The sequence below is a fragment of the Brevundimonas sp. genome, assembly GCF_036676055.1.
Classification (GTDB): domain Bacteria; phylum Pseudomonadota; class Alphaproteobacteria; order Caulobacterales; family Caulobacteraceae; genus Brevundimonas.
The window spans coordinates 47,854-61,740 of the sequence record NZ_JAKFDS010000080.1; the positions used below are offsets into that span (position 1 = coordinate 47,854).

At 66.4% G+C, this 13,887-nt stretch carries 9 protein-coding genes and 1 pseudogene; all 10 read right to left on the reverse strand.

Annotated elements, in window-relative coordinates; genetic code table 11:
- Positions 1-843 (reverse strand): non-homologous end joining protein Ku, encoded by an 843-nt coding sequence (gene ku / locus V6M45_RS13320; RefSeq protein WP_332657020.1) that lies wholly within the window; start codon positions 841-843, stop codon positions 1-3.
- A 55-nt stretch (positions 844-898) separates the two neighbouring features.
- Positions 899-2,659 carry an ATP-binding protein gene (locus V6M45_RS13325; RefSeq protein WP_332657021.1) on the reverse strand — a complete coding sequence of 587 codons (1,761 nt, stop codon included), beginning with the start codon at positions 2,657-2,659 and terminating at the stop codon, positions 899-901.
- Positions 2,660-2,662: 3 nt separating this feature from the next.
- On the reverse strand, positions 2,663-3,196 hold the full coding sequence (locus V6M45_RS13330) for a YfiR family protein (RefSeq protein WP_332657022.1): 534 nt from the start codon (positions 3,194-3,196) through the stop codon (positions 2,663-2,665).
- Between the two features lies 1 nt (position 3,197).
- Positions 3,198-5,150: a TonB-dependent receptor plug domain-containing protein gene (locus V6M45_RS13335; RefSeq protein ID WP_332657023.1), complete on the reverse strand. Its 1,953-nt coding sequence runs from the start codon at positions 5,148-5,150 to the stop codon at positions 3,198-3,200.
- An 84-nt stretch (positions 5,151-5,234) separates the two neighbouring features.
- Positions 5,235-6,950 (reverse strand): response regulator, encoded by a 1,716-nt coding sequence (locus V6M45_RS13340; RefSeq protein ID WP_332657024.1) that lies wholly within the window; start codon positions 6,948-6,950, stop codon positions 5,235-5,237.
- Positions 6,947-8,446, reverse strand: coding sequence for an ATPase domain-containing protein (locus V6M45_RS13345; RefSeq protein ID WP_332657025.1), 1,500 nt, complete (start codon positions 8,444-8,446; stop codon positions 6,947-6,949). The genes V6M45_RS13340 and V6M45_RS13345 overlap by 4 nt, the downstream gene beginning before the upstream one ends.
- A 415-nt stretch (positions 8,447-8,861) precedes the next feature.
- A complete protein-coding gene (locus V6M45_RS13350; RefSeq protein WP_332657026.1) occupies positions 8,862-9,167 on the reverse strand; it encodes a hypothetical protein in 306 nt (101 codons plus the stop codon).
- Positions 9,168-9,291: 124 nt separating this feature from the next.
- Complete coding sequence (locus V6M45_RS13355) at positions 9,292-12,129, reverse strand: hypothetical protein (RefSeq protein ID WP_332657027.1); 2,838 nt, start codon at positions 12,127-12,129, stop codon at positions 9,292-9,294.
- A 138-nt stretch (positions 12,130-12,267) separates the two neighbouring features.
- Positions 12,268-13,062, reverse strand: a pseudogene (locus V6M45_RS14325) (SIR2 family protein); the annotation flags it as partial.
- A 167-nt stretch (positions 13,063-13,229) separates the two neighbouring features.
- The coding region (locus tag V6M45_RS13360; protein WP_332657028.1) for a TCP-1/cpn60 chaperonin family protein at positions 13,230-13,887 on the reverse strand (658 nt) is incomplete at its 5' end.

The window sequence follows — 13,887 nt, forward strand, 5'->3', positions numbered from 1 at the left end:
TCACGCCGCCTTCTTCTTCCCCGCCGGCTTCTTGGCGGCCGCCTTCTTCGCCGGCGGCTTGCCGGCCGCCGAGCCCTTCAGGCTGGCCCGCAGCGCCGCCATCAGGTCCACCACATTGGTGTCGTCGGGCTCGGGCGCCTCGACCAGCCCCTTGCCGCCCTTCTGCTTGGCCTTGATCATCTCCTTCAGGGCCTCGTCGTAGCGGTCCTTGAACTGGGTCGGATCGAAGTCGGCCTCCTTCTGGGCGATGATCCGGGTGGCGATGTCGACCATGTCCTTGTCCGCCTTCACCGCCGGGATGTCGTCGAAATAGTCATCGGCGTCGCGCACCTCGTCGTGCGGCCGCAAGCTGTAGGCGACCAGCCCCTTCCCCCGCACTTCCAGCGCGATCTGCCGTTCGCGCCCGCGCAGCACCAGACAGCCGATGGCGATCTTGCCGGCGGCCTTCATCGAGTCGCGGATGACCGCGAAGGCCTCGGCTCCGACCCCCTTCTCCGGCACCACATAGAAGGGATCGTCCCAGTACAGACGGTCGATGTCGTCCTTGTCGACGAACTGGTCGATCGAGATGGTGCGGGTGCTCTCCAGCCGGACCTTCTCGAAATCCTCGTCGTCGAACAGGACGTATTCGTCCTTCGACACCTCATAGCCCTTGACCAGATCCGACCGTTCGACCGGCCCGGCGTCCGGGTCGGTCGGCACCATTCTGATGCGGTTGTTGGTCTCGGGGTTGATCAGGTGGAAGCTGACGTGGCTCGACGACGAGGTCGCCGTGTAGAGGGCCACCGGGCACGTCACCAGCGACAGCTTCAGATGCCCCTGCCAGGTCGGTCTCGCGGCCATGATCGCCTCCTCATCCGGTGTTCGCGGACTCGAACGCGGCGGGACCGGGATTCGTTCAGGTCGCCCGTTCCGCCAAGGTCGCGGCCAGCGCTTCGGACAGGCTGTCGATGCCATAGGGCTTGGGCAGCAGGCGGAAGGCCTCGCCCGTCGCGGCCGAGGCCGCCTCGCTGAAGCCGGTGGTCAACAGGACCGGCGTATCGGGCAGCCGCCGCCGCACCTCCTGCGCCAGGCCGAGGCCGTCCATCTCGCCCGGCATCACCATGTCCGAGAACACCAGGTCGAAGCGGCTGTCCTCCTCCAGCATCGCCAGGGCCTCGGCCGCGCTGGCCACCCGCACATGACGATAGCCGAGGTCGCCCAGCATATGACCGACCCCGGCGGCGACGGCGTCGTCGTCCTCGACCAGCAACAGGCGCACGCCGCCCTTGCGTCTGGCGGCGGCCGCCCCGTCCGCGAGCGGCGCGGCCGGCTCGGCCGCGAGCGGAGTCTTTTCGGTGCGGGGCAGACACAGGGTGAAAGTCGCGCCCTCGCCCTCGCGGGACACCACGCTGATGTCGCCGCCCGACGAGCGCACGAAGCCATAGACCTGTGACAGGCCCAGGCCGGTCCCGCGCCCGACCGCCTTGGTGGTGAAGAAGGGTTCGAACACCCGCGACGCGACGAGCTCCGACATGCCGGCCCCGGTGTCGGCGATGGTCAGGCAGACCCGATCCGGCCGGCCGTCCTCTCCGGTCAGGTTTCGGCCCGAGACCGTCAGCCGCCCGCCCTGGGGCATGGCGTCCCGGGCGTTCACCGCCAGGTTCAGCAGGGCCAGTTCCAGTTCGCCGCGGTCGGCCTCGACCGGCCACAGGTCGGAGGACAGGTCCAGCACCACCTCGATATCCTCCCGCAGCGACCGCTCCAGCAAGAAGCGCAGGCCCTCGATATGGGTCCGAAGGTCCAGCACCTCGGCCCGCAGCGGCGACCGCCGTGCAAAGGCCAGCAGCTGTCGCGTCAGGGCCGCCCCGCGCTCGACCGCCTGTTTGACCCCCGCGCTCAACGCCTGCCGGCGCTTTGGGTCTTCCGTCCGGTCCAGCAGCTCGATGCCGCTGGAGGCCACCATCAGAAGGTTGTTGAAGTCGTGGGCGATTCCGCCGGTCAGCCGGCCGATCGCCTCCATCTTCTGGCTCTGGCGCAGGGCCTCCTCGGCCTTTTCCCGCTCCATCATCTGTTGCTGCAGCAGGCTGTTGGTCCGCACCAGATCGGCGGCGCGGTCGGCGAGCTGGCGGTTGGCGCGGCGCAGCGCCCCCTGCGCCACGGCCAGGACGATGACGACGAGCGCCGCCAGCCCCAGCACCAGCAGCAGGCCGGCGTAACGGCTGAACCGCTGCGCGGGCGGGGTCTGCAGCAGGCGCAGATGGACGGCGCCCAGCCTCTGCCCGGCCTGCTCGACCGGCCTGACCACGTGCAGGCGGTCGTCCTCGAATATGGTGGCGCGCCCCTCGTCCGGAAGGGCGGATGAGGGGCTCTCTCCGGGCCGCACGAAGCTGGCGACCAGCTGGTTCTCCTCGTCATAGACCGCCGCCGCCAGCACGCTGGGATTGATCTGTACGGCGTTGACGTAGTCCTGCGCCGCCTGCCGGTCGTCGAACGCCAGGGCCCCGCTGACAGCCGAGGCCAGCAGGTCCGCCTGCGCCCCGGCCTCGCGGGCGGTCTGCAGCTTCAGGGACTGCTCGTTGACCACCGCGATGACCACGCCGGCGATCAGAAGGACCAGCAGGGAAGCCAGCGCCACTATGGGGAAGCGGCTGGAGCGGAGACGGGCGACCCAGGGCATGTCTCAGCCTCCCCGTACGCTGAGAGCGAGATTGAGCAGGCGCGAGCTGATCGACAGTCGGCTGCGCGACGCCGCCTGCAGGTCGATGTGGAATCGCACCCGGTCGTCGTCGATGACGAAATGGATCATGCCCCGGTCCGCCGATACGGCGGCGTCGGTGACCAGCAGGACGGCCCGCTGACCGCCCGGGGTCAGGCTCGCTCCGCCACGCCCGAGGTAGAGGACGTGGCAGCCGGCGGCCGCCTCGGCCGTGCGGGGCCGTCGCACGATCAGCGGGCGCCCATGGGCGGTCTGGGCGCGCGCCGCACGATCCAGGGCGCCGTTGAACGGATCCCGGCCGGCGACGCACAGCACCACCGGCGACCGGCTGTCGGCGAACGCTTGCGGGGGCCAGTCGACGAAGGCGGCGAACCGCACAAGGTAGTTGGCCTTGACCGAATACTCGAGGCTGGCGGGCACGGGTGCGGCGAAAGCCGGGAGCGACAGGCTCCACGACAGGGCGACAAGCACCAGGATGAACCGCCGCCCCGGGCCCATGTCAGAACCTCGCCTGCAGGGCGGCGAAGACGCTGCGGCCGAACGCCCGGGCGCGAACCGGGTCGCCGGTCTCGACCCGGCGGTCTTCCAGCAGGTTGCGCCCCGTCAGCGACAGCTCCAGCCGGTCCGTCAGCCGCCATCCCAGCCGCGCGTCCGCCTCGACATAGCCGTCGACCGCGGCTAGGTCGTCGACCGCCCGAAGCCGGACGTCCAGCTCGACCGCCTCGGTCAGATCGTGCTGCGACCGCAGCAGCAACTGGTGGTCCGGATCGTCGCCGATCGAGACCAGACCGCTGATGTCGTCGGGCGTCAGGGTGGCGTCATAGTCCTTGGTCAGGGTGCTCAGCCCCGCGCTCACCCGCCAGGCTGGCGAAACGTCATAGCTGCCCCAGGCTTCGACGCCCCAGGTGGTCGCCTCGCCGTTGTTGCTGAGGTGCAGCGGGAAGAACGTCGCCGGCGTGATCGAGACCGTCCGCAGGTCATCGTAGACGTTGTAGAAGGCGTTGACCGAGAACGACATTCGCGGGACGGGATTGGCCCGGTAGCCCAGCTCGTAAGCGGTCACCGTCTCCGAGCGGAAGTCCGCCCCGACGAGGAAGCCGGGCAGGGTCAGGTCGCGCTCGATCCGGTTGGGCGTGCGGCTGGCGCGGCTGACGGCGCCCCACAGCAGATCCCCGCCGGGCCGATGCCACGCCAGCCGGACATTGGGCAGGAATTCCTGGCCCGAGAAGCTGTTGTCCTCGAACTTGGCCCCCAGCGTCAGGGTCAGTCCCTCGCGGAGGGCGATCTGGTCCTGCACGAAGATATTGGTCAGCGTCAAAGTCCGTTGGGCCGGATCGAGGAAGGCTCCGCCCGGCGCCGCGTCAAAGCGGGAATCGACCACCCGGTGGCCGGCGCCCAGCACCAGCCGGTGCCGGCCGAAGTCCGTCGCGTGCTGAACCGCCAGATCCCACGTGTCCGACTCCTCCAGCGTGCCCGGCTCCTCGCGCTCGTGGCGATCGAAATAGGCCTGGACCTGCAGCTCGCCCCCCGCCAGCGGCCGGGTCCAGCGGCCCAGCAGATTGCCGCCCCGCACATGGGTTTCGGTTCCCAGCAGGTCCTCGTTGACCGCCACCTGATTGTCGAACATGTCGCCTTGGAGCGTCAGCCGGTTCTCGCCCACGGCCCAGTCCGCCCGCGCTCCGGCCCGCATGCCCTCGGCGTCGTCGTTGGCCTCCTGCCCGGTCAGGGCCCGGCTCTCGCCCCGCACATGGCCCATCAGATAGGCCCGCCACGCGCCGGCGCCGCCCAGGTCGCCGCCATGGCGCAGGGCCCAGGCGGCATCGTCGTCCCCGGCGCCGACGCTGACCAGCGTGCCCCGGGTCTCGGCCGCGCCGCGGGTGATGATGTTGATCACGCCGTTCATGGCGTTCGAACCGTACAACGCCCCGCCGGGCCCGCTGATCACCTCGATCCGCTCGACATCCTGCAGCATGACGTCCCGGGCGTCCCAGAACACGCCCGAGCTCAGGGTCGAATAGATGCTGCGCCCGTCCACCAGCACCAGCAGCTTGTTCGAGGTCTCATAGCCGTTGAAGCCGCGCGCGCTGATCGCATAGTCGACGGCGTTGACCCGCTGCACATTGAGGTTCGGCGCCAGCCGCAGCACTTCCGGCAAGCTGCTCGCGCCCGAGCGCCGGATGTCGTCGGCGCTGATCACGAAGATCGCCGCCGCCGCATCGGCCAGCGCCTCGGGCCGGCGCGACACCGAGGTCACCTCGACCATCGACAGCTCTTCCAGCGACAGCCGCGACAGATCCTGGTCGTCGAACCGGGCCGCCACCAGCTGCTGCGAGAGCCGGGCGACCCCGTCGGCGCCTGCGGTCGCGACCACAGCCGTCGACTCCTCCGCCCGGGCGACGCCGGGCAGGACAAGTAGGATCGCCGCGGCGGCTCCCCGCCGTAAATGACGCATGAAGACCTCCCCCATCGCTGATCCGCGAGCGGCTGCAACGCCTCTCCTCGAATTCGGTTGCCGAACCGTGACCGTATCCGTCGGCTACGAGAGTCGCACGCCGGGCCGCGTTTCCCTGTCCCGGGCCGTCGTGAAGCTCCGCGACAGCTTGCGCGCCAGTTCGGCCTGCACGAAGGGCTTGTGGACGATCTGGTGATCGCCGACGCCCATCAGGGCCTCCGCGTCGGCATAGCCGGTGGCGAACAGGATCGGCACCCGGGGCCGCCGGGCCCGCAGCTCCCGCGCCAGGTCCGCGCCGTTCATGCCGGGCATGGCGAAATCGAGCACGACGGCGCTGATCTCCCCGTGTTGTTCGATGAGGTCCAGCGCGGCCCCGCCGCTCCCCGCCTCGACGACATTATAGCCGAGGTCGGTCAGCAGGCCCGCGGTGACCTCGCGAACCGCGTCGTCGTCATCGACGACGAGGACGACCAGATGATTGTCGTGGGCGGCCGGCGCCGCCCCGGCGTCGGCGGTCCGGCCGGCGGGCGCTTCGTGGGCTCTCGGCAGGAAGACCTTGATGGTGGTGCCGCGGCCCACTTCCGTCTCGATCCCGACCCCGCCGCCCGACTGCTTGGCCAGCCCAAACACCTGGCTGAGCCCCAGGCCGGAGCCCTTGCCGACCTCCTTGGTGGTGAAGAAGGGCTCGAACGCGCGGGCGCGCACCGCCTCTGTCATCCCCGACCCGGTGTCGCTCACCGACACCATCACATACTCGCCCGCAGGCGGCGCCTCGGCGGCCTCCGGCTCGCCCAGCACCACATTGTCCGTACTGATGGTCAGGGAGCCGCCCACCTCCATGGCGTCGCGGGCGTTGATCGCCAGGTTGAGAACGACCAGTTCGATCTGGGTCGGGTCGATCATGGCCGGCCAGAGGTTCTCGGCGAGGCGCGGCGCCGCGATCTGCACGCTGCCGCCGATCGTGCTCTGCAGAAGGTCTCCCATGCTCTGGACCGTTTCGTTGAGGTCCACCGCCCGCGGCTCCAGCTTCTGCTGGCGCGAGAAGGCCAGCATCTGGGCGGTCAGGCGGGCTCCCCGTTGCGAGGCCTCGCTCATCATGGCCAGCCGCCGGATCAGCTTCGGATCCTCGGCGTGTTTCCGCATCTGCTCGACGTTGCCGAGGATCACGGTCAGCAGGTTGTTGAAATCGTGGGCCACGCCCGAGGTCAGCTGCCCGACCGCCTCCAGCCGCTGCGCCTGCCGCAGGGCGGATTCCACCTTCTCCCGCTCGCTGATCTGGGCGGCGAGTTGGCGGTTCGCCGCTTCCAGCTCGGCCGTACGTTCCGCCACCCGGCGCTCCAGCATCGCCTCTCCGCGGCGGATCTCCTCCATCCGCTCCCGGGCCTCATACTGGCGCCGCCGCCCTCGAAGGGCCGTCCGGACCGCGCTGACGAGCGTGGTCGGATGAAACGGCCGTTCCAGAAAGCTGACGTTGCCGAGCGTGACCGACAGCCGTTGCGCGCCCGGATTCCGCTCCACGCTGCCGCCGCGCTGCGTCAACACGAGGAAGGGAAAGTCGGACCATGAAGGCTGGTCCTCGATCCACGCCGACAGGGCGCTCAGGTCGCCGTCGCGCAGCGCCTCCTCGACGACCACGGCCAGACCGGCGCCCTCGTCGAGGCGTTCGCGCAGGGTCTCGAGGGTGTCGCAGACCAGCGCGGGCGCCCCGGCCTCCTTCAGGATGGCGGCGGCGATGGCGGCGTCCCGCCCCGTGGGGGCCAGCACCAGGGCCCGTTCCGAAAGCTCCCCCCCGCGGCTCATGCCGAGGCGTCGCCCATCAGGCCCGAACCCTGACCGACGAAATTGGGCACGCCGCGCAGCACGCCCTGGAAGCCGTGCAACGGCTCGCCCATCGACAGGCCGTCGGCGCCGATATCGAATTCGCGGATCGTCTTTTCATGCCCGCCGGCGCGCTTCTTGATCACCGAGACCGCCCGGCGCACATGCCCGGCCGCCTCGAAATAGCGCAGCAGGATCACCGTGTCGGCCAGGTAGGTCACATCCACCGGCGCCTTCATCTCGCCGACCAGCCCGTGCTGCGCCACGGTCAGGAAGGTCGAGGCCCCCTGGCGGTTCAGGTACTGGAGCAACTCGTGGATATGCAGGACCAGGAACTGCTCCTGCGGCATGGCCGCCTGGTAGCCGTTCAGGCTGTCGATCACGACGGTCCTGATGTGCTTCTCCGAAACGCATTCCCGGACCCGCGCGGCGAACTCGCCCGGCGACAGCTCGGCCGCGTCGACCTGTTCGATGATCAGCGAGCCGGCGTCCCGCATCGCTTCCAGCTCGACGCCCAGCCCGCGCATGCGGTCGAACAGCAGGCCCAGCTCCTCGTCGAAGATGAACAGGGCCGCCTTCTCGCCCCGCTCCACCGCCGCGACGGCGAAATTGATCGAGAACAGGGACTTGCCCGTCCCCGCCGGGCCCAGGATCAGGGCGCTGGAGCCGCGCTCGACGCCGCCGCCCAACAGGTCGTCCAACCCCGGCACCCCGCTCGAGACCCGGCTGCGGTCAAAGGCGGTGCGATGCTCCGAGGCCACGATGCGCGGATAGACCTCCAGCCCGCCGGTCTTGATGGTGAAGTCGTGGTAGCCGCCGCGGAAGCGCCGGCCCCGGTATTTGATCACCCGCACCCGCCGCCGTTCGGCGCCATACTCCGGAGCCAGCTCCTGCAGCTGGATCACCCCGTGCGCCACGCTGTGCACCGTCTTGTCGTTGATGTCGGTGGTCAGATCGTCCAGCAGCAGCACGGTCACGCCCCGGCGGGCGAAATAGTGCTTCAGCGCCAGCACCTGGCGGCGGTAGCGCAGGGAGCCCTGGGCCAGCAGCCGGATCTCCGACAGGCTGTCGATCACCACCCGCTTCGGATCGACCCGCTCGACCGCCTCGAAGATCATCCGCGTGGTCTCGCCCAGCTCGAGGTCCGACGAATACAGCAGGCTCTGCTGCTGCTGTTCGTCCAGCAGGCTCTCCGGCGGGACCAGTTCGAAGATGTCGATCCCTTCCAGCGACCACCCGTGCGACCGCGCCGTGCCGCGCAGCTCCTCCTCGGTCTCGGACAGGGTGATGTAGAGGCAGGTCTCGCTGCGCGCCGCGCCCTCGATCAGGAAGCTCATCGCCGCCGTGGTCTTGCCCGTGCCCGGGTTCCCCTCCAGCAGATACAGCCGGTCGCGCTCCAGCCCGCCGGCCAGGATGTCGTCCAGCCCGGTAATCCCGAATTCGGCCTGGTCGCGGCCGTCGTCCTCACGCCTGGTCATGCGTCCTCTCATCGTTAGCTGAGCCGTAACGCACGGATATCGATAAGGTTACACGGCCACGCCTCGCCGCGTTCCGGCCGCCGCTCCCCAGGACGGCCCGGTTTCACCCGGGCGAAACCGGAAAAACAGGGGGGGCGAAGTCGGCAGGGTCCGCAGAATGGGCGGCGAACAACGGGGGGCGGAGTCGGCAGAGTCTGCATGGAAGCGCCGGGCCCTGGGGGGGGCTTCAGGGGCCGGTCGCGCCTCGACGGCGGGACGGCGGTGCGATTGTCAAAGACCGGCAGACGAAAGGCAGCAGTATAGGCCCGCCCCCTTGTCCGGACGGAAGATCGCCTCAGCTTTCGCCCAACCCCCTGTTTTCCCCCGCCTTCGCCCTCACAATCCGACTATAATTCCCGGAAAGGCCGGCACAGCGTCACGGCCCCGGCGTCTCCGCCCCCGCCAGCACCGCCAGCACCTCGCCGAACAGCGCCTGCGCCTCCCGGTCCCCCAGCGCCTCGACGTCCGCGCCGGCCGTCATCCGCTCCAGCCGCCGCACCACATCGCCGCAATCCGCCCGCGCCCCCGGCGCTTCCTCCAGCACCCATTCGGCGATGGCGGCTATGCTGGCCAGCGCCTCCTGGTCGCTCATCTGGCTGTCGGCCAGCCCTGCCACGGCCGCGATCTCCCCGATCTCGCGCAGGGCGCGGCGGCAGGTGTGGGGGTCGTGGGGGCTGGTCATGGGCGCCGAACGTGCGGCGGGGGCGGGGGTTCACCATTCCTCCCCCAACGGGGGAGGGGGACCACGCGCAGCGTGGTGGAGGGGGCTGGGCTAGGCACCCATCGATTACTTACTCGGAGTGAGTTCAGCGAGCCGCCAGTCGTCTACGCAACTCGACCATTCGGTTGTCCACCGCCACGGAGGCCTGCTGCCCCAACCGGGTAACTGCCTCCTCAGCTCCCCAAGGCCACTGTCCAGCATCCCGGGGCAGAGCTTTGAAGAGAAGCTTCAAGAGAGCTTGAGGCTGACGTTCTACCAGCGAAGTTTTTCGGTTCACCTTGAAGAGAAGGGTGGCGTCACCGTCGACGGTTGTCATCAACGGCTCGACCAAGTCCACCATCGCGACGAATGCGCGGTCAGATTCTATCGCCAAATCAAAAAGGCGACTGGAAATAGCCGGGGATTTTGCAATCCTCTGCCGAGGCCAGACTTGGGCCAAGAATTCACGCATCAGGAGCTTCCACTTTCTGTTTTCCTTGCTCCAGTGGTTCAAGTGCCAAAGAACTTGGGAGCGGAAAGCGTCTCCTGCCTCAATCAATAGGTCCCGCATCTCGTCGTTCGTGATGGATCGGCCCTTGCCCTTCTCTCTCGAACTCCAACCGATAAGCAAAAAACCCGCTAGGCGTTCGGTCCGGTCATGGTCGTTTGGCTTTGCCGCCAGGCTGAGCATCTCGTCCTTGAGCGCAGCAAAGAGCTTCTTGGGCGGCGCAGTCCTCGCGGACAGAACGCCATGCCAAAACGCCTCCCGGTCGTGATCATCGCCATGTCGCAGGGCCAGTAAATGTTCTTCGGTCCAAGCTGGGGCCCAGTGGTTGAACCAAGCCAAATTCCGAAGAAGTAGGACGCTTGCGTAGCGCCTGACTTCACCACCAATCCCGAGGAGGCTCTCGATCCGACCCAACCAGATTGGGTTGAAAGCCCCATCGTCCACTCGGTCTCCCATGGACATGAGAGCCTGCGCCAGATCACCGGCGGCGGAATTCAGCGCCAGCATGATCCAATCAATTCTATCGGGACTGTGAACTCCCGAGCGACAGCAGGTTGGGTCCTCGCGAACGGCGGCGATGACATTGGACCAAAGGCTGGCGAACCAAGGAACCCCCTCCGGTGGCATCCCCTCCGCAATCACCTCAATCCAACGCGCTATCGCTCGTATCCTTGCCCGAATGACTGCAGCAGGAAGTTGGGCAAGCCTGGAACCGATCAGAGCTCGAAAGCGGTCACCGTCGGTTTTTCGTCCGTCACTGTAGAAGAAATCGTCCCAAGCCCACGAGAACTCGGATCCTAGACCAGACAACATGAGTGCGCGGAACGCGCGGACGGGGCGCGTATTGACAACACCGCGATAGGGCCGCTTCTCTTCCAAGCGGCGGCCCCAATCGCGCGCGCCAAGTCTTGCAGCGGTAGACAATAAATCTACCGCAGGCACGCCCTCCAATGGCTTTGGGTCCTCGTCCGAGCCAACAAAACCGACGGTTCCTTCCATCGATCGAACCGCCTCAGTGCCGTACTCAGCCTTCCAAGTACGCACGGCCTTGATCAATTTTTTCCTTTGCGCCGGATAGCCTGCTCCGAGATCACACCCCTCGTTTGCGAGCCATTCGAGTCGCTCAAGTGCGCGATAGGCTCGTCGATGGCGATAATCCGAAGGGGTCTCACTCTCGAAGCGATCAGGGCCTTTCAGAATGCGGCTGACAATAGATGCTTGAGCTCGGGCCGGGATCTCGCTCCACCGAGCCTTCACGCTCAGCAAGAAATCTCTCTGGCCATCCATCGTCCAGAAAACGTCGTTGGACAAAGCCAGCAACATTTTGGCGAAATCGGCGACTGGCCAAAATGTCCATTCGCCTGAAGCCCAAATCCGGAGGCGATCAAATAGCCTATCATCCGGCCAACCTCGAGCTTCCTTCAAAGCAGCTTCGGGATTCGATGCGGCTAGTCGTCCAAGGAGCCGGACATATCGGAAGAACAGGCGCGAAATGCCGAAATCCCGGCTGTAGTTATCTCCACGCAAGTCTGGGTCCCGTCGGATCGGCGGGATGTTCAGATAGAGATATCCGCTAGCGTGCGTTTCAAGGATTTGCGCATCAACAAGGCTTCGTCGAACGAGTTCCGAGGCTTTGATCAAGAAGCCATCCGAAGGCTCAACGCGATCATGTTCCTTGGGATATTTCACATCGCCGTCGAGCAGACGATTTTTGTAGGTCCGTTTGCCATCATCAGCGGCTTCTGGCGGTTTTGAGGTACGGTATCCCGTTACAACGACCCGGGGCGCCAACAAGTTTGCCCAACGCAGAACTCGGGCATCGTCCCAGCCGAAGGCTTTCACCTCCTCAGCGAACTCGAACCAGCGTGTATCGAAATCGGAACGACTATGTTCGAGGCTTGTGAAGATGACAGACCATGCGCGCCCAACGTCATTCTCAGCAGACTGAGGTGAAAGATTTCTGCGCACCATCTCCGCGACGTCTGGGTGGAGGCCTCCCTGTTTCGCGGCCCACCACGGCGTAATCGGATCATTGCAGACGGTACCCACCCACGCGGCCAATCGACCCAAACGGGGGGCCATAGGTGAATGCCTCATGGATTGTGGGCCAGAAAGGCTAGCTAGTGATCGTAGGGACGATCCCGCCCGGTCGTGTTCGTTCGGATCAAACGCGCTCCAGGCGTTCGGCGGCATATCTCGACGCGGCCGAGAGGTTTCCGGATCGACAAGTGACGGCGGGATGTCATCGTCCAAGGCATAGGAATCAAAGGGACTCCAGACTTCATTCTCGTCATCGCTCTTCTCGAGCGCGCCGTACCGAATTTGAGGATCAAGAACACAGAGCCACTCAGCAGGCGGTTTGGCTTCAAGGAACGCCAAGGCACCCGGCCCGTCAGAAACCAAGTGTTTGATTTGCCCTCGTTCATGGGGTTGCATTGGCCTCGGCCCAGCCTTTGCACGTCTCAGAAGGGTTCGGCGCCACGCATCAGGGCTGCGGGCTCGTTCGGCCCAAGCTGCGAGGGTGGCCCAGAGCGCCTGATGCTCATGGTCCGCAGAGTAGGCGATAGCCTCCACCCCTTTCGGCGACCAAAGCGATCGAGCTACGTCTGCCGGGCCAGACTGAAAGGCAAACAGCCGGCCATCCGCGGATCCGTTCAACGCCTCAAGGAGGTACTGGACTGGCGGGTCATCAGCCGCATAGCCGACAAAAACCAGTTGAAACTGCTCCATGAGACCGCGAATAAATTCAGTCGCCCACCCGTCTGCCAAGTACGCGCGACCGAAGTCTGTACTCGAAAGAACAAACTCCTCCTTGGTTGGCGGAGCTGTAAAATCATCTCCTAGGCGGCCGTGGAGGTACACCACGCCTGACCATTCCTGCGGTCGGTTGGGACGCGGAAGAAGCGGAGGTATGTGCCTCTCGAGCGAGGAATCCTGCTCCTCGAATAGCCGATCAAAGTTGGTTGTTACGAGACGAACGGCGCCGTCAGGACCACGTGCTAGATCAAGCAGATACTGGTGAGCCGAACCATCGACAGCTCTGTCATATCGCAGAGCGTGAGCGACAGCGTTGCGGACGTCATCAACCTCGAATTCTCTCTCCAATAGGGAGAATACACGATCCGTTGGCAGCAGACTTCCGATGCCATGGATGCGTTTCTGATTGAGGGCCGCGGCCAACAGTTGACGAGCCGGGCTGCTCCTCGCTGAACCGAGATGATCAGCGACTGCGTTAGCTAAGCCCGGGAAATCGTGGAGTTTAGCACGCGCACGAGACACTCCCGCGCCACAAAAGAAGACAACCTGACCTTCGTCTCGGCTTCGTAGTAGCTGATCAGGGATTGAAGGGCCGTTCTCAACGAATCGCATCCGAGAATGATCGCGTCTAACGCCCTAGATTAGAAGCTCACACTTGGAAGCGACCGCCTCTCGCGGCTGCGCTTTGCGCCACCCCTCACACCAAACCAAAAAGGGCGGGCCCGTCTCCGGACCCGCCCTCTTCTGTCTCAGCTGCTAGAGCCGGCTGAACTTCCGGATCAGAAGTCCATCCCGCCCATGCCGCCGCCCATGCCGCCCATGTCGCCGCCGGCGCCGCCGGCCGAGGCCTTCTTCGGCGCGTCGGCCACCGCGGCTTCGGTGGTGATCATGATGCCGGCCACGGAAGCCGCGTCCTGCAGGGCGGTGCGGACCACCTTGGCGGGGTCGATCACGCCCATGGCGACCAGGTCGCCGTACTCTTCCGTCTGGGCGTTGAAGCCGAAGGAGCGGTCCTTGTTGTCCAGCACCTTGCCGACCACGATCGAGCCCTCGACCCCGGCGTTCTCCGAGATCTGACGGATCGGGGCCTGGATGGCGCGGCGGATGATGGCGATGCCGGCGGTCTGGTCGGCGTTGTCGCCGGTCAGGCCTTCAAGCGCCTTGGTCGCCTTCAGCAGGGCGATGCCGCCGCCGGGGACGATGCCTTCCTCAACGGCCGCACGCGTGGCGTTGAGGGCGTCGTCGACGCGGTCCTTCTTCTCCTTGACCTCGACCTCGGTCGAGCCGCCGACGCGGATGACCGCGACGCCGCCAGCCAGCTTGGCCAGACGCTCCTGCAGCTTCTCCTTGTCGTAGTCCGAGGTGGTGTCCTCGATCTGCTTCTTGATCTGCGAGATGCGGGCCTCGATGGCCGACTTCTCACCGACGCCGTCGACG

Coding starts and splice junctions, on each gene's coding strand:
- V6M45_RS13355 (WP_332657027.1), bottom strand. CDS start 12,129: ATGCAACCCCATGAACGAGGGCAAATCAAACACTTGGTTTCTGACGGG.
- V6M45_RS13325 (WP_332657021.1), bottom strand. CDS start 2,659: ATGCCCTGGGTCGCCCGTCTCCGCTCCAGCCGCTTCCCCATAGTGGCG.
- V6M45_RS13345 (WP_332657025.1), bottom strand. CDS start 8,446: ATGACCAGGCGTGAGGACGACGGCCGCGACCAGGCCGAATTCGGGATT.
- V6M45_RS13340 (WP_332657024.1), bottom strand. CDS start 6,950: ATGAGCCGCGGGGGGGAGCTTTCGGAACGGGCCCTGGTGCTGGCCCCC.
- ku (WP_332657020.1), bottom strand. CDS start 843: ATGGCCGCGAGACCGACCTGGCAGGGGCATCTGAAGCTGTCGCTGGTG.
- V6M45_RS13330 (WP_332657022.1), bottom strand. CDS start 3,196: ATGGGCCCGGGGCGGCGGTTCATCCTGGTGCTTGTCGCCCTGTCGTGG.
- V6M45_RS13335 (WP_332657023.1), bottom strand. CDS start 5,150: ATGCGTCATTTACGGCGGGGAGCCGCCGCGGCGATCCTACTTGTCCTG.
- V6M45_RS13350 (WP_332657026.1), bottom strand. CDS start 9,167: ATGACCAGCCCCCACGACCCCCACACCTGCCGCCGCGCCCTGCGCGAG.